Origin of the sequence: Streptomyces sp. NPDC102467, from assembly GCF_044765445.1 — a bacterium.
Classification (GTDB): Bacteria; Actinomycetota; Actinomycetes; order Streptomycetales; family Streptomycetaceae; genus Streptomyces.
The window spans coordinates 254,570-270,409 of sequence record NZ_JBIWKA010000011.1; the positions used below are offsets into that span (position 1 = coordinate 254,570).

General features: G+C 66.3%; 11 protein-coding genes. 5 read left to right on the forward strand and 6 right to left on the reverse strand.

Features of this window, described 5'->3' with window-relative positions; genetic code table 11:
• The first annotated feature begins 71 nt into the window (after window positions 1–71).
• Window positions 72–1,958, forward strand: coding sequence for a DNA/RNA helicase domain-containing protein (locus ACIREE_RS24290; protein ID WP_404155765.1), 1,887 nt, complete (start codon window positions 72–74; stop codon window positions 1,956–1,958).
• A gap of 31 nt (window positions 1,959–1,989) precedes the next feature.
• Here the strand turns inward: ACIREE_RS24290 and ACIREE_RS24295 are convergent, their stop codons facing one another.
• Window positions 1,990–3,738, reverse strand: coding sequence for an HNH endonuclease (locus ACIREE_RS24295; RefSeq protein ID WP_404155767.1), 1,749 nt, complete (start codon window positions 3,736–3,738; stop codon window positions 1,990–1,992).
• A gap of 335 nt (window positions 3,739–4,073) precedes the next feature.
• On the opposite strand from ACIREE_RS24295, the gene pglW reads away from it, so the two are divergent.
• Both pglW and pglX read left to right on the forward strand, forming a co-directional pair.
• Entirely contained in the window at window positions 4,074–8,780 is a 4,707-nt protein-coding gene (gene pglW, locus ACIREE_RS24300) for a BREX system serine/threonine kinase PglW (RefSeq protein WP_404155769.1), read from the forward strand.
• The gene (gene pglX, locus ACIREE_RS24305; protein WP_404155772.1) at window positions 8,777–12,409 is read left to right on the forward strand and encodes a BREX-2 system adenine-specific DNA-methyltransferase PglX; all 3,633 of its coding nucleotides are present in this window, start codon (window positions 8,777–8,779) and stop codon (window positions 12,407–12,409) included. Before pglW ends, pglX begins: the two co-directional genes overlap by 4 nt.
• Here pglX and ACIREE_RS24310 read toward each other — a convergent pair.
• Together ACIREE_RS24310 and ACIREE_RS24315 are read right to left on the reverse strand one after the other, a co-directional pair.
• Window positions 12,336–12,668 carry an ATP-binding protein gene (locus tag ACIREE_RS24310; RefSeq protein ID WP_404156077.1) on the reverse strand — a complete coding sequence of 111 codons (333 nt, stop codon included), beginning with the start codon at window positions 12,666–12,668 and terminating at the stop codon, window positions 12,336–12,338. The genes pglX and ACIREE_RS24310 overlap by 74 nt on opposite strands.
• Before the next feature lie 67 nt (window positions 12,669–12,735).
• Entirely contained in the window at window positions 12,736–12,948 is a 213-nt protein-coding gene (locus ACIREE_RS24315; RefSeq protein WP_404155776.1) for a hypothetical protein, read from the reverse strand.
• 176 nt (window positions 12,949–13,124) lie between these two features.
• Here ACIREE_RS24315 and ACIREE_RS24320 point away from each other — a divergent pair, with 176 nt between their 5' ends.
• Window positions 13,125–13,955, forward strand: coding sequence for a helix-turn-helix domain-containing protein (locus ACIREE_RS24320; RefSeq protein ID WP_404155778.1), 831 nt, complete (start codon window positions 13,125–13,127; stop codon window positions 13,953–13,955).
• Window positions 13,952–14,155 carry a DUF397 domain-containing protein gene (locus ACIREE_RS24325; protein ID WP_404155781.1) on the forward strand — a complete coding sequence of 68 codons (204 nt, stop codon included), beginning with the start codon at window positions 13,952–13,954 and terminating at the stop codon, window positions 14,153–14,155. The genes ACIREE_RS24320 and ACIREE_RS24325 overlap by 4 nt, the downstream gene beginning before the upstream one ends.
• Window positions 14,156–14,352: 197 nt before the next feature.
• On the opposite strand, the gene ACIREE_RS24330 is transcribed toward ACIREE_RS24325, so the two are convergent.
• The 3 genes from ACIREE_RS24330 to ACIREE_RS24340 all read right to left on the reverse strand — a co-directional run bounded on the left by ACIREE_RS24330 (window position 14,353) and on the right by ACIREE_RS24340 (window position 15,737).
• Window positions 14,353–15,078 carry a hypothetical protein gene (locus tag ACIREE_RS24330; protein WP_404155784.1) on the reverse strand — a complete coding sequence of 242 codons (726 nt, stop codon included), beginning with the start codon at window positions 15,076–15,078 and terminating at the stop codon, window positions 14,353–14,355.
• A gap of 132 nt (window positions 15,079–15,210) precedes the next feature.
• On the reverse strand, window positions 15,211–15,468 hold the full coding sequence (locus ACIREE_RS24335) for a Txe/YoeB family addiction module toxin (RefSeq protein WP_363208427.1): 258 nt from the start codon (window positions 15,466–15,468) through the stop codon (window positions 15,211–15,213).
• Window positions 15,465–15,737: a type II toxin-antitoxin system Phd/YefM family antitoxin gene (locus tag ACIREE_RS24340; protein ID WP_404155787.1), complete on the reverse strand. Its 273-nt coding sequence runs from the start codon at window positions 15,735–15,737 to the stop codon at window positions 15,465–15,467. Before ACIREE_RS24340 ends, ACIREE_RS24335 begins: the two co-directional genes overlap by 4 nt.
• Window positions 15,738–15,840 lie beyond the last annotated feature (103 nt).

Sequence of the window (15,840 nt, forward strand, 5' to 3'; positions counted from 1 at the left end):
ACTCCGGTGGAGTTTTCGAAGGACATGCCCCCACCCGCACGAGTCTCTTCGTGCTGCCTGGGGGGAAGTCCTTGCTGTTCCGCGCGTCCGCGAAAACGGTCGCCGTCATGGCACTCGACGGTTCGCTGTTCCTGCGTCTCACAGACCAGTTCGTCCACTTGCACGGCTATCAGCCCGGGGATTCGGAAGCGCGTTCCTGGGAGCGCAGCATCCCCGTCCTGGTCGCCGCACTCAACGACGCCGGTCTGGGCGACGTGGAGCTCATGCTGGAGTACTCGCTACCGCTGAACAGCAAGCGCGCCGACGTCGTCCTCGCCGGAGTGCATCCGGTCACGGGAGAACCGTCCTACGTCGTGGTGGAGCTGAAGCAGTGGAGCCAGGCGACTCCGCACGAGGACGACCCCACTCTGTGCCATGTCCCTGCCTACGCCCATCCGGTTCTCAACCCGATCGAGCAGGTTCACCGCTACAGCGAGTACCTCGTCAATTTCAACGGGGCGGTGGCCGAACATGCGCACCGGGTGGCCGGATTGGCCTATCTGCACAACGCGAACGAGTCCGGCGTGGCAGGGCTGCGGGAGATCGAGCGTGACGGCTACGGGCTGCTCTTCACCGCGGACAGCCGCGGCGCCCTCCTCGACCATCTGCGTACGAGGCTGAGCGACAAGCGCCCAGGGGCTCGAGCCGCGGACGAACTCCTTTCAGGGGCCACGGTGCCGTCGAAGCAGCTCATGTCCGTGGCCGCTGAAGAGGTCCGAGAACGCACGCACTTCGTCCTTCTCGACGAGCAGCAAGTCGCCTATCGCATGGTGCTCAATGCGGTGGAGAAGGCGAGGCACGCAGACCGCAAGGAAGTGGTCATCGTCACGGGCGGCCCCGGCACCGGCAAGAGTGTGATCGCTCTTCAACTGCTGGGTGAGTTCTACCGCCGCGGGGTACCTGCTCTGCACGCAACCGGCTCGCAGTCGTTCACCACGACGATGAGGAAGGTCGCCGGGGCCCGCAAGCGGGAAGTCCAGGACCTGTTCAAATACTTCAACAGCTTCATGTCGGCCGAGAAGAACAGCCTGGGTGCCCTGATCTGCGACGAGGCTCACCGCATCCGGGAGACGTCGGCCAACCGCTTCACGCGCGCCGCGAACCGTACCGGCAGGGCACAGATCGACGAACTCATCGACGTCGCATACGTGCCGGTCTTCTTCCTTGACGAGCACCAAGTTGTCCGCCCTGGCGAGATGGGCACCGTGGCCGAGATCGAGGCGGCAGCGGCGAAGCGGGACATCCCCTGCCAAGTCGTGGCCCTGGACAGCCAGTTCCGTTGCGGTGGCAGCGATGCCTACCTCCGCTGGGTGGTCCGTCTCCTCGGTCTGGAGGCGGGCGGCCCGGTCACCTGGGAGCCCGATGGCCGTATGCAGTTGCTGGTCGCCGACAGTCCGCAGGAGATGGAAGCCTTCCTGGAGGCTCGTCGGACCCAGGGCTACGGCGCCCGTATGTCCGCGGGCTACTGCTGGCGCTGGTCCCCGGAGCCCAAGCCCGGCGCCCCGCTTCCGCCCGACGTCACGGTCGGCGACTGGGCCCGCCCCTGGAATCTGCGGGGCGACCGCTCCGTCTCGGGCGCGCCCCCGGCCGCCCTGTGGGCGACTGACCCGACGGGCTTCGGGCAGGTCGGCTGCGTCTACACCGCCCAGGGCTTCGAGTACGACTGGTCCGGCGTGATCGTCGGCCCCGATCTGCTGTGGCGCGGAGACCGCTGGATCACGAACCGCACGGCGTCGAAGGATCCGGTCTTCAAGCGGTCCACTTCCGACACGGACGTGGACCGCCTTATCCGCAACACCTACAAGGTGCTGCTGACCCGGGGCATGGTGGGCACGATCGTGTACTCGACGGATGCGGAGACCCGCGAGAAGCTGCGGGAACTGGCAGGTGGAGTGGTGCGAGAAACAGTGTCGGCTTGACGGACAGGCCGACACCGTGTCTTCCGAGTCGCTACCTACTCGTCAGCTTGCTCAGTTCACATAGAGTCCGGTGGTACTGCAGGTACGCCTCGTCTATCTGATGGCCGGCGTGCAGATGAAGGCGTCCCAGGGAATCACCCGAGTGTGTTCGCCTTACGGAGCCGTCATCGTCGATGTATATCTCGAGTCCATCGAAGAGGACGTGGTGATTGGGGCACAGACAAAGCAGGTTCTGTATTTCGTCCGGGCCGTCATGCGGGGAGCCGATCCCTCGAATGTGGGCAGCCTCGCTATAGGGCCTGCGCTTGTACTGGAGGCGCGTTCGGCACACCTGGCAGGCGTGGCCGTGCATTGCCTTCACCGCATTGACGATTGAAGAGTTGCGGATTGGCCGTGATGAGGTGACATCATGGCGCGCAGCCGGACCGGTTGCCCGCTCCCTTTCGGTGACTTCCCGGTCCTGATCGTCCTCGTCTCCATCGAGCAGGCCGTCGGCCGTCGCATACCCGGCGAAGCCCACCCGGTTCAGCAACTCACGCTGATCGACGTCGGCCAAGTAGATGCTGCACAGGCTGATTACGGCTTCCAGGCGCGTAAGCGGGTTCTTCAGGAGGTCGGCGCTCGCATGCGTGAGTCCAGCGACGGGCTGGGCATCGTTGAACAGGCCCAACTGAGGCATTGGGCCAGCGGCGCTCGGTATGCCGTGCACCTCCCACAGACCACTGTTCCGCAAGTGCCAGAAGGGATATTCGGGAGTGACCCTCGAACCAGGGAGTCCGAACTTCTCCAGCAGAGGTCCGACCTCCGAGTGGAAAACAGACCACGGAACGAGACGCGGCTTCCCTGCCGCGATGCGGGAAATCGCCCACAACAGGGACAGGGGTTGGTGCCTGCTAGGAGCACCGTTCTCTGAGCGGCGATGAGTGTGGAGAGATCTCAGCTGTGTCAGCAGATCCCTCGGCTTCAGCTGGGTCGGTGCTGTCGGTGCTGTCGGTGCTGTCGGGGTGCGAGGGGGACCCGCTTGCCGCCTGTTCGGAAGAAGTTCGGTAACGCGGCCGTAGTCCTCGGCTGATCGCAGGGTGAGGCTGCGCAGAGGTGCAGGAACGTTTATGCGCTGCAAAATGGGCGCGGCCAGCACACGGGTGGGGAACTCTTCGACTTCTCCCAGCGCCACGATGTGTTCCCACGTGGCACCGTCCTGCTTGGTTCCCCAGACCTCCTTCGCTACGAGCGGGCTGTCGAACAGATGGAGGATGCGGGCGCGAGCGATGAAGTGATTTTCCGTGTAGAAGTAAATGTCGTCGCCGACGCGGCGATCTCGCAGCGCTCGCACTTTTTCGTTGTTGGCCTCGGCGGTGGGGGTGGCGCCCCACAGCCGTGCCACCCCGTCCGGGTACAAGTCGGCCAGGGCCTCCGCATGCTCGCCCAGTACCTGTCTGATGTCGGCGAGGAGTATGCCCCGCCGTACCGACTTGGCGAAGTTCTGCGGTCCACGAAGCCCAGCGCCGCCGCGAGGCTGGAGAACAATCTGCGGGCCGGTCTCCTGCTCGCTGTCCGTGACGGCGACTCCCTCTTGCACAGTGAAGCCGAGGGCGCGCAGACGACGTGCCACCGTGTTGGCGCCCCCGCTGAAGTCATCGGACGACAGTAGGGTGCCGGCCGAGTACAGGTGCGCGACGCCCGCGATGGCCTTCGAGTCATAACGGTCGCCGTCGAAGTCCAGCTCGTACGTCATCGCTCGGCCGAATTTGTACTGACGGCGAAACGTTTCGCGGCCCATGCCCCGACACTCCTGGACCGCAGCCAGTACACCTGCGCGCGTTATATCCCCAAGTCCCATGCGCCGGGAGCTTAGTAGGACGGTATGACAATCACTGGTCTGCTCGATTCAACCGTGCTCCGGCTGCTGCCCGGTCACCGACCAGCCGGCGTATGCGGGCCTGCTCTGCCGACTGCAAGGCACGGCGCGCTCGGAGATAGAGGTTCGAGGTAAATCTCCTGAAGGTCCGTCCTTCACCAGCTCTTCTCGTGTTGCATGCAGACACTAGGATGCTGAGGAGGGTGCCACTGGGGGGAACGGTGGCCTTCAAGGGACGTAAGAAGCGGGGAACAGGCATGCGGGAAGGCCGGTGGGTCACGGTCACCGAGTCCGAGTTCGAGCACGAACGCCGTGGCCTGGAGGCGATCAGGGAGAGGCTGCCGGACTCTGGCCCTTGGCGTGCCTGGTCGAACTTCACCTTCACCGCGAACACCGGTCACGTCCGTGAGGTCGACCTGCTGGTCGTCGCCCCCGGCGGCGCCTGCATGATCGAGCTGAAGGACTGGCACGGCTCGGTCGCATCCGAGAACGGCACCTGGGTACAGACCACTCCCGGTGGCCGCCGCCGTACGCACGGAAATCCACTGCATCTGGTCAACCGCAAGGCCAAGGAACTGGCCGGCCTGCTCGCGCTGCCCGGAGGCAAGCGGGTCTGGGTTGCGGAGGCGGTCTGCTTCACGGACAACAGCCTCCGCGTGCGCCTGCCCGCGCACGACCAGAACGGCGTGTACACCGTCCACCAGCTGGTCGAGATGCTGGAGCAGCCTCCGCGCGACGAGCGGCGCCGTATCACCGTGACCGGCTCGCGCGAGATCGAGGCGGCCCTCAAGAACATCGGCATCCGCAAGAGCGACGCGCAGTACAAGGTCGGCCCGTACGAGCTGGAGCGGAAATCCTTCGACTCCGGGCCCACCTGGGCGGACTACCTCGCCCGCCACAGCGACCTCCCCGAGGCCGCCCGGGTCCGCATCTATCTCAGCGAGCGCGGCTCCGACGCCTCCCTGCGCCAGTCCGTCGAGAACGCCGCCCGGCGCGAAGCCGCGGTGCTCGGCCGCTTCAAGCACCCGGGCGTGGTCGAACTCAAGCAGTACTTCCCTTCCGGGCACGCGGCCGGCCCCGCGCTGATCTTCGACTACCACCCGGACACCCTCAAGCTGGACGAGTACCTGGTCCAGTACGGCGAGAAGCTCGACATCCTCGGGCGGATGGCGCTGGTCCGCCAGCTCGCCGAGACCATGCGCTCCGCGCACTCCAGCCGCATCCACCACCGGGCGCTCGCCGCCCGCTCCGTGCTCGTGATCCCCCGGCCGCGCGGCAGGAAGGGCCGGGCCGTGGGGGAGGAGACCGCCTGGCTCACCCCGCACCTTCAGATCTCCGACTGGCAGATCGCCACCCAGCGCAGCAGCGACTCCTCACAGAGCCAGGGCATGACCCGCTTCGCGCCGACCGCCCTGTCCGCGATGCACCTGGCCGACGACGCCGATGCCTACCTCGCCCCCGAACTCACCGCCCTCAAGCCCGACCCGGTCCACCTCGACGTGTACGGACTCGGCGTCCTGACGTACCTGCTGGTCACCGGTAAGGCCCCGGCCGCCAGCCAGGCCGAGCTGCTGGCCCGCCTTGAGGCAGAGGAGGGACTGCGCCCCAGCTCGCTCGTGGACGGTTTGTCGGAGGACGTGGACGAGCTGGTGCAGGCTGCCACCGCCTACCGCCCGGGTCAACGCCTGTCCAGCGTGGACGAGTTCCTTGAGCTGCTCGAGGTCGTCGAGGACTCCCTCACCGCCCCGTCCCCGGCGGCCGCCGCCACGGAGGGGTCGGGCGACGAGGACGACAGGACTGCCGCCGACAAGGATCCGTTGGAGGCTGTTGCCGGTGACCTGTTCGCCGGCCGGTGGGAGATCCGCCGCCGTCTCGGCACCGGCTCCACCAGCCGCGCGTTCCTCGTCCGCGACCTCCAGGCCGAAGCCCGTAAGACTCGCCCGCTGGCCGTGCTGAAGGTCGCCCTCTCCGACAGCCGCAGCGAGATCGTCGCCCGCGAGGCCGAGGCCATGCGGCGCCTGCGCCCCCACTCCGGCATCATCCGCCTTGTCGAACCCGAGCCGCTGCACATCGGCGGCCGTACCGTCCTGGCCCTGGAGTACGTCGGTGACGAGCGTGACGACAACGGACAGGGCACCGAGGGCGGCGGACGTCCGCGCCGCCGTGAGGAGACCGTCTCCCGCCAGCTCCGCGACAACGGCCGCCTCCAGGTGGACCAGTTGGAGGCGTACGGCGACTATCTCTTCGGGGCCGTCGACTTCCTGGAGGGCGAGGGTGTCTGGCACCGCGACATCAAGCCCGACAACATCGCCATCCGGATCCGCCCCAACCGCACCCGCGAGCTCGTCCTCATCGACTTCTCCCTCGCCGGCTACCCGGCGAAGAGCACCAACGCGGGCACCGACGGCTACCTCGACCCCTTCGTCGACGTCATCACCCGCGGTTCGTACGACTCGCACGCCGAGCGGTACGCCGTTGCCGTCACTCTGCATCAGATGGCTTCCGCCGAGCTGCCCAAGTGGGGCGACGGCAGTGTCCTGCCGCGTATGACCGACGCGCATGAGTGGCCGTATCCGACGATCGCGGCCGAGGCCTTCGACCCGGCCGTACGGGACGGTCTCGTCGCCTTCTTCCAGAAGGCCCTGCACCGCGACGCAGGTCGGCGGTTCCCCGAGCTGAAGCCCATGCGGGACGCCTGGCGCAAGGTCTTCCTCGACGCCTCGCAGACTGTTCCGTCCAGCCACCGGTCCCGCCACCCGGCCGTCGCAGTCGCGGAGGAGAGGGCACCCGCCAAGGGTGCCGTCACGGTGGCGATCGCGGACGCCGAGCCGGAGACCGCCGAGCAGCAGCGCGACCGCGTCGCCGCCGAGGTCACCCGCGACACCCCGCTGACCGTCTCCGGCCTCACGCCCGCCGCGCAGTCCTTCCTCTACGGCCTCGGCCTCGCGACGGTCGGCGAACTGCTGGACTACAGCCGCCGCAAGCTCGTCAACGCCCCCGGCCTCGGCGCCAAGACCCGCAACGAGGTTCAGCAGCGACAGCGCGAATGGGGCGAGCGGCTGCGCGAGATTCCCGTCTCGCCGCTCACGCCAAAGGGCCGCGCGGAGGCCAAGGAGGAGCTGGAGCAGCTCACCGCCGCCGAGTCTGCCCTCGTCAACGAACTCGCCACGAGCACTTCGGCGGGCGCGTTGCCCCCACGCACGCTGCGCTCCGTCAGCCTCGACACTCTCGCGACCGTCTTCGTGCCCGCCGTCAACAACAACGGCTCCAACCGCAACAAGGCGGAGATGGTACGGCTGTTGCTGCGCCTGCCCGACGAGCACGGGGTGCTGCCCGACATCGGGGTCTGGCCGAAGCAGAAGGACGTCGCGGACGCGCTGGCGCTGAGCCACGGCCGTATCCCGCAGATGCTCAAGGAGGAGCGCAAGCGCTGGAAGGCGGAGCCCGCCGTCCAGGCACTGCGCGAGGAGATCGTCGACCTGCTGGTGAGCATGGGCCGGGTCGCGTCGGCGGTGGAGATCGCCGATGCCTTGGCGGTCCGGCGCGGTACGCATCTCGCGGGGCGCGAACAGCGGCGGGCGATGGCGCTGGCGGCAGTGCGGGCAGTGGTCGAGGTAGAGCAACTCCTCCCGCAGGAAGCCGAGTTCCTGCACCAGCCGAACCGCAAGGCGACGGACGAGTCCCTGGGCGCCGGTCTGCTCGCCCTCGACGTACGGGAGAACGACGGCCCGGACACCCCGACCGCGCCAGGCCTGTTGGAGTACGCGACACGGCTGGGCAAGACGGCGGACCGGCTCGCCAAGCTGGACACTCTTCCGACAGCGGCGACGGTGCTGGCCGAGCTGGGCGCGCTGACGGTGCCGCCGGGCGCGGTCGACTGGGACGAGCGGCGCATGGTGGAGCTGGCGGCTGCGGCGTCCGTGAACGCCGCAGCCACTCCGCGCCTGGAGATCTACTCGCGGGACCTGTCGCTCGTCCGGGCGCTGCGACTCACGCAGGCCGGGCTCGTTCGCTGGATCCCGGGTATGCCGGAGGGACAGCAGCCGGGCCTGACTGGTGAGGCCGTGCACGAGAGGGTCCGCGCTCGCTTCCCGGAGATGGTCGTTCCTGACGGACGTGGCGGCACGCACCACGAACTGCCGACGGGCGGCCCGCTCACCAAGGCGTTGCGCGACGCGGGTTTCGAGCTGTCGCTCAACATGCACGAGCGGGAAGGCGTGCTCCGCTACTTGCCGACGCGGGTGGACGACGCGTCGAGCTACCTGACGACGGGTGCGTGGCGGCAGTCGACGCGTACGGGCGCGGTGACGCGGTACGCCGACGACCCGCAACTCGCGGGCGCGGTACGCGCGGAGGAACGACTGCTCGCGTCGGCCTGCCGGGACGGGTACCGGGTGCTGACCGTACGGCAGCAGTTGGTACGGGACGCGGTGCGGGAACTGGGTGCCGGGCGGCTGGGCACGGGTGCGGTGTCGGTGACGGAACTGTTCCTGGAGGCTTTGCACGCGCAGGTCACGCCGGGGACCAAGCCCACCTGGGAGACCCTGCTCAAGGCGGACGCTGCCGAGGCGGGTTCGAAGGGTGCGGTGCGGTTCGCGGAGTTCACGCGGACCGCGTGGGGCGTGGTGGAGCCCCGGATCGCGGAGCTGCTGGGTGGTGGCTCTGGTGGCGGGGCCGGGCCTGTTCTGCTGACGGAGGCCGGGGTGTTCGCGCGGTACGACGCGATGGGTGTCCTGGACCGGCTGGCGTCTGTGGCCCGGCAGGGCGGGCGGGGGCTGTGGCTCCTGGTCCCGCAGAGCGACCCCTCGCGCGAGCCCCGGCTCGGGCAGGTGGCTGTGCCGTACCAGGCCGGCCTGGGGGAGTGGATTCAGCTTCCGGACACGTGGGTGGGGAACGCCCATCGGGGGGCCGGTGACGTTGGCGTTGTGGCTAGTGCCAGTGGTGGCGAGGGAGACGCGAAGTGATCGACCGCAAGGCTCTGTTGAACGACCTTAAGCAGCAGGTCAAGGCGGTCGAGACTGACCTTGGGCGACAGGTGAAGGCGCTGGACGAGGTCCGCGCGCGCCTCAGGGCCGAGTACGACCGGGCCCGGAACCTCCGGCGTACGGGGGCGACGTGGACTTCCTGGTTGGACGAGCGGGTCACGCAGGTCGCGGCGGCATGGGTGCTGGGGACTGTGTTCGTGCGGTTCTGCGAGGACAACTGGCTGACCCTGGAGCCGTACCTCACGGGGCCGAAGGACGACCGGCGGGAGTTGGCGGAGTCCCGGTACGACGCATATGTGGAGTCGGACGAGGACCCGACGTACCGCGGCTGGCTGGAGAAAGCGTTCGAGGAACTGGGACAGGGGCAGGCGGGACGGCTGCTTTTCGACAAGCGGCACAACCCCCTCTACCAGGTTCCGCTTTCGCATGACGGTGCGCGCGATCTGGTTGAGTTCTGGCGGGGGAGGGATGAGGATGGTTTCCTCGTCCACGACTTCACCGATCCGCTGAATGAGGACGGCACGGAGGGGTGGGACACGCGATTCCTGGGAGACCTATATCAGTGGTTGAGTGAGACCGCGCGGAAGACGTATGCCCTGCTCCAGACGCCGGAGTTCGTGGAGGAGTTCATCCTTGACCGGACGATGAATCCGGCGGTGCGGGAGTTCGGGTACGAGGAACTGAAGATGATCGACCCTACGTGCGGGTCGGGCCACTTTGTGTTGGGGGCCTTTCGGCGGCTGGTGCGGCTGTGGGGTGAGGGCCAGCCAGGTAAAGACGTGCACGAGCGGGTGTCGGCCGCACTCAAGTCGGTACACGGTGTGGATGTCAACCCGTTCGCCGTGGCGATTGCTCGTTTCCGGTTGTTGGTTGCGGCGATGGCGGTTGGTGGTGTCCGGACACTGGTCGAGGCGGCGAAGTACGACTGGCCGGTGCATCTGGCGGTGGGAGACTCACTGATCAAGTCCCGCCGCTCCCAGCAGGGCAACCTGTTCGGTGGAGTGGACCAGGATTTCGTGGACGAGTTGGCGGAGTTCAAGTACGCCACGGAAGACGTGCACGAGTACCCCGAAATTCTGCAGCCGGGGCGGTATCACGTGGTGGCGGGGAACCCGCCGTACATCACGGTCAAGGACAAGATGCTCAATGCTCTTTACCGGGAGCTGTATCCGGCGTGCGCGGGTAAGTATGCGCTGTCGGTGCCATTCGCTCAGCGATTCTTTGAACTGGCCAAGCGTGGAGACGCTGATGGGCAGGGCTACGGGGCGGTCGGGCAGATCACTGCCAGCTCGTTTATGAAGCGGGAGTTCGGGGCGAAGCTTATCGAGGGGTACTTCGGGCATGCGGTGGAGTTGACGGAGGTCGTCGATACCTCGGGTGCCTACATCCCCGGGCACGGTACACCGACGGTCATTCTGGTGGGCAGACGGCGGGGTGGTCACGGCCGATCGCTGGCCATCCGGACCGTTCGCAGTGTGCAGGGAGAGCCGTCAGTGCCGGACAATGGCCAAGATGGGCTTGTCTGGCGGGCGATTGTGGAGCAGATCGACAAGCCCGGTTCGGTGAGCCAATGGGTGTCTGTGGATGATCTTGACCGCGAGAAGTACTTCGCGAAGCAGCCGTGGGTCCTCATCGATGGCGGCCAAGAGATGCTTGAGCAGATCAACAGGGCCCAGCAGGCGGTTCTGAAGCATGACCTGCACCGAATTGGGTTCTACGGGATTATGGGATCAGACGACGCCATGAGTGCCGTTCCCCGCACATTTAGAAGGGTTGATGCCGAGTCTGAGTACGTCAAACCCCTTGTCGTGGGCGACGAAGTGCGAGACTTCCAATTTGCGGACGGGGATGACGCCTTCCACCCGTACGACAGCAGACGCGAGCTGGTTCGCCCAGAAGCATTTCCCAACCTGGCCAGTTGGCTATGGCCGTATCGCACCGATCTGGGAAGCCGTGCCACGTTCTCAGGCGGTACGTACTTCACTGACGGCCGGTCATGGTGGGAGTGGCATCAGCTTCCCAAGGACCAAGGGGCGCACCAGTGGGCTATCCCTTTCGCATTTGTTGCGACGCATAATCATTTCGTGTTGGACCGAGGTGGGAAGGTGTTCGGCAGGTCCGCTCCGGTGATCAAGTTGCGGGAGGGGGCGAGCGAGGAGGAGCATCTCAATTTGCTCGGCCTGTTGAACAGCTCGGCAGCAGGATTCTGGATGAAGCAAGTTAGTCACAATATGGGAAGTACGGTCGATTCGAAGGGGGCACGGCAGAGCACTCATCCCTTTGATGACTTCTATCAGTTCAACAGCACGCCTCTGCTGGAATTTCCCATTCCTGTCGCGTATCCAACTTCGCTATCCTTCGCTATTGATAGCCTTGCTCAGAGGATTGCCTCAACTGGTCCTGCAAGTGTGGCGAGTAGGGCAACTCCCACTGCTAACGTTCTCCGTCCGGCCAAGTCCAGCTGGGAATCTTTCCTTGCCCGGATGATTGCCCTCCAGGAGGAACTGGACTGGCAGGTCTACTCCCTCTACAACCTCCACTCCGAAGACCTTCGTGTCTCCAAAGACCCCGACGATCCCAACATCCCGGAACTCGCCCTCGGCGAGCGTGCCTTCGAGATCGTCCTGGCCCGCCGGGTCGCCGCTGGCGAGGCCAGCGACGAGTGGTTCAAGCGGCACAACTCCATCCCCATCACGGAGATCCCGGACCACTGGCCCACCCTTTACCGGGAGATCGTGCGGAAGCGCATCGACGCCATCGAGTCGAACCGTGCCGTCGGAATGGTTGAGCGCCCCGAGTACAAACGCCGCTGGGCCACCGAGGGTTGGGACGTGCTCCAGGAGAAGGCCCTGCGCTCCTGGCTGCTCGACCGGATGGAGAGCCGGGACCACTGGTTCGATGAGAACGGGCAGCCCGTCATCCTCACACTTGCGCGTCTCACGGATGCGCTTTCCCGTGACGAGGACTTCGTCTCCGTCGCCAAGCTCTACGCGCCCCGCAAGGAGCTCGCGAAGGTCGTTTCCGAGCTGATCACCGACGAGCACGTGCCGTTCCTCTCCGCTCTGCGCTACAAGCCATCCGGCATGAAGAAGCGCGCCGATTGGGAAGAGGTCTGGGACCTCCAGCGCAAGGAGGACGCCGCGCCTGACGAGCCCGCCAAGCGGAAGATCCGGGATTCCATCCCCGTGCCGCCGAAGTACACCTCAGCCGACTTCCTCCGCCCCTCCTTCTGGAAGGCGCGCGGCAAGCTCGACGTACCCAAGGAGCGGTTCATCTCGTACGGGCAGACCAACGCCGCCACCCCCGAGCTGTTCGGCTGGGCCGGCTGGGATCACCGGGAGCAGGCGCAGGCTCTCGCCACGTACTTCACCAACGCCGCACTGACCGCCGAGGAGATCACGCCGTTCCTCGCCGGTCTGCTGGAACTCCAGCCGTGGCTGTCCCAGTGGCATAACGAGTTCGACATGCTCTACAGCGGCTCCCTGGCGGACTTCTTCGCCGGTTACCGTCAGCAGAAGCAGGGCGAGCATGGACTCACGGACGACGATCTCCGTAACTGGAAGCCCCAGGCCGCAACCCGAGGCCGTCGCGCAGCAGTGAAGAAGTAGCCGGAAACGGCGCGGTGGTGTGCCCGTACGCCGATGTCGAGTCTGCCGAAAGAGGGGTCAGCGGCTGCGTGTGCCGGTGGCCTCCCGTCGGTACGCGCAGCTCAACCCATACGGTTTTGCCGGGGGCGGTCGGGCGAGGAGTGACGCCCCAGTCGTCCGCGAGGGCGGTGACGAGGAGGAGACCGCGGCCGGACTCTCGTGCGGAGTCGGGGGCCGGGGCAGTGGGTGGGGGCTGTTTATCGGCGCGGGTGTCGGTCACCTCGATGCGGAAGATGTTCTCGGCTAGGGTGAGTTTCAAGCGAAAGTCCCGGCCTGATGTGGCCGTGCTACACGGCGTTGGCGGTCAGTTCTGCCGTGATGCGGGTGAGGGTCTCGTTGATCGGGGTCGTATAGGGGTGGCCCCAGTCGTTCAGTCGGTGTGAGACGAGGCGGCGGGCGAGGCGGGCGCCGCGCGGGGTTGAGGTGAAGCGCATGGTGAACTCGCGTTCGGGGACGGGGCGTTGCGGCATATGCCCGTTCGGGGGAGTTGCTGACTTCATGCGGCCAACAGTTGTGCACTCTGCGTAGCGTTGAACAGGAGTGATGCGCTGACGGGTGCGGCCTGTACGCGTGGGCGGTGCGCTTGTACGTGGTGTCGGGCGTGACCGGTTCTCGGGCCATGCGTTGGCCGGGCGGAGTCCGCTGACCGTGATGGTCGTATGGGAGGAGCTGCGGCGTGGACGACGAGGTTCAGCAGCCGGAGTGCGAGGTTGGCGCGGGCATGCTGTGCGTGTTCGGGCGACAGCTGAAGTTGTTTCGGGAACGGGCGGGGATGGACCGCGCGAGGCTCGGGTCGCTGACCGGGTACTCGGCCTCGACGATCGCGTCGTTCGAGCAGGGGAGACGCATTCCGTCGCCGAAGTTCGTCGATCGAGCAGATGAAGTGCTGGACGCGGGTGGGGTGTTGAGCACGAGCAAGGAAGAGGTGGCGCGAGCTCAGTATCCGGCGTTCTTTCGGGATGCGGCCAGATTCGAGGCCGAGGCGGTTGTACTGCACGTGTACGCTACCCAGGCTGTGCCGGGCCTCCTGCAGACCGAGGGCTACGCGCGGACGGTGTTCGCCATATGGAGTCCGCAGCTGGATGAAGAGGTCATCGAGCAGCGGTTGGCTGCCCGACTGGCTCGACAGGAGATCCTCGACCGGCGACCCGCTCCACACCTGAGCTTTGTGATCGAGGAGGCCGTACTTCTGCGCCCGCTCGGTGGTGAGTCGGTATGGCGGGGACAGTTGGAGCAACTCCTGCTCATTGAGGAGAAGCGGAACGTGGAGGTTCAGGTGATGCCGCTCTCACGTCAGCAACACGCTGGATTGGCTGGCCCGTTCACCTTGATGGAATTGAAGGATGGGCACAGGATCGCCTACGCGGAGGTACAAGGCGATAGCCGGGTCCACACGGAGCGTCAGAAGGTTCGAGAGCTCGAACGTACCTGCGGGTCCCTGCGCGCACAAGCCAGCACTCCGGCAGAATCACGTTTGTTGATCGAGGAGCTGTTGGGAGAGAGATGAGCGGGGAAGAGGTCAGGCTCGGCCTGGACGGACGGGCCTGGTTCAAGAGCAGTTACAGCGCAGGTGACGGCGGTGAATGCGTAGAGGTCGCCATCTGCCATACCAGGATTCACGTGCGCGACTCGAAGGACACAACCCGCGCCGCGCTCGCCGTAAAACCCACGGCCTGGACCGCGTTCGTCGAGTTCGCGGCGCTCTGACGGGGGCAAGGTCCTCGATGGGTGGGACGGACGGGGCCGCCCTGTGAGGGGGCCAGGCGGCAGGCTGGCTTCACTCGTAGCGTGATCTATGGGGCGGCCCGTCACGCGGCAGCGTCCCGTACCAACCTCGGAGCGGGGCACTGACGCGGCACGGGCCCGTGAAGCCCCCGAAGCCCTCAGGCCTACCGGGGGCAGCCCTACGAGTCCTCGGGCGTTGGCGGCGTGCCGTGCGTCAGCTCTTGCCACGACGTAGGCGGCGGGCCGAACGCGCGACGGCCGGCCCTCACGGACAGAGAGGCCATGGCCGCGTTGGCGCCCCCACCGATCACAGCGCCGATACCGAACGGGGCCACTCGGCCGAGAACGATGATTCCCTGCTTGGTGCCGTACTTCGTGATGAAGTTCCTGCCCAAGATCTTGTTGATCTGGCGCAACGTCTCGACCGGCACTTTGGCGACAACCTGGCGCCCCCAGTGTTGACCCGTGCGCTCGGCGACCTTGCCAATGGTGGCGGAGCCGCTCCCGCCGAGCATGATGCCCATCACGATCGTCCGGCGGCGTTCGACCTCGTCGATGGGGACGCCGTGGACTTCGGCGACCGAAAGCGCGAAGAGGGCGCTCAGCTCAAGAGACGAAAGCGTCTCGCCTGCCGACAGTGCCAGTGCGACTCCCGTGCCGACGCCGGGCGCGGCCGCAGTCGCTCCCACCGCAGCACCCGTCCCCGTCAAGGCGCTGACGTACATCCGCTCCAGATTGCGGATCACCTGTGCCGGTGTCGCCTCCGGGTTCCGCTGGCGGGCTCGGGCGATGTTTTTGCGTACCAGTTGGCTCTGGGCGTCGATGGCCTTGTTCAGGAGGTCGAGGACCTGCTGTCCACGTACGGCTGGTTCCTGATCCGGTCTGTCGTCGGCATCTGTTGCCATGCCTTGGATTCCCCCCAAGTCGGCGCGTAAAAAGTGGGGTTACTCAATCAGCCGTACCGACCTTGCGCCAGATGAACCAGACCGCCCGGCGAATGACGCGGCGGGGTATCGGAACCGGGGCGAGCGATGGCCTCAGTAGTGGTAGCGGGCCTTGAGGATCTTGACTTCCTTCTCGTCCACCCGGTAGACGAGCCGGTGTTCGTCGTCGATCCGGCGCGACCAGTAGCCGGACAGGTCGCCCTTCAGGGGTTCCGGCTTGCCGATTCCGGTGAAGGGGGTGCGCTGGATCTCCGCGATCAGCCGTGTGATCCTGCGGGCCCTCGCGCGGTCCGAGCCGAGCCAGAACAGGAAGTCCTCCCATCCGGCCGGGTCGAAGTGGACGCTCCTCACCCGTCACCCGCCAGTTCTTCCAGCTCTTCCATGGTCTTGGTGACCTCGGCCTCGCCGGCCCTGTCCCGTGCGACGGCTTCCATGAGGCTTCGCGCGTTGGCGGGAGAGCGCAGCAGGTAGACGGTCTCCTGCCAGGAGTCGTAGTCCTCGGCGGACATCAGCACCGCGTCGCCCCCCTTGGAGCTGATGCGCACGGGGGTGTGGTCGTCGTTGATGCGCTTGATGAGTGGGAAGAGGTCCTTGCGGGCCTCGCTGGCGCTTATCGTCATTTACAACACCTCTCACCTTCCTCATGGTACGGAAAAACGGTACCACATCGGTACCAAAATCTGGTACAAGTGGCAGGTGTCCCGCACGATCAAGCACAAGCGG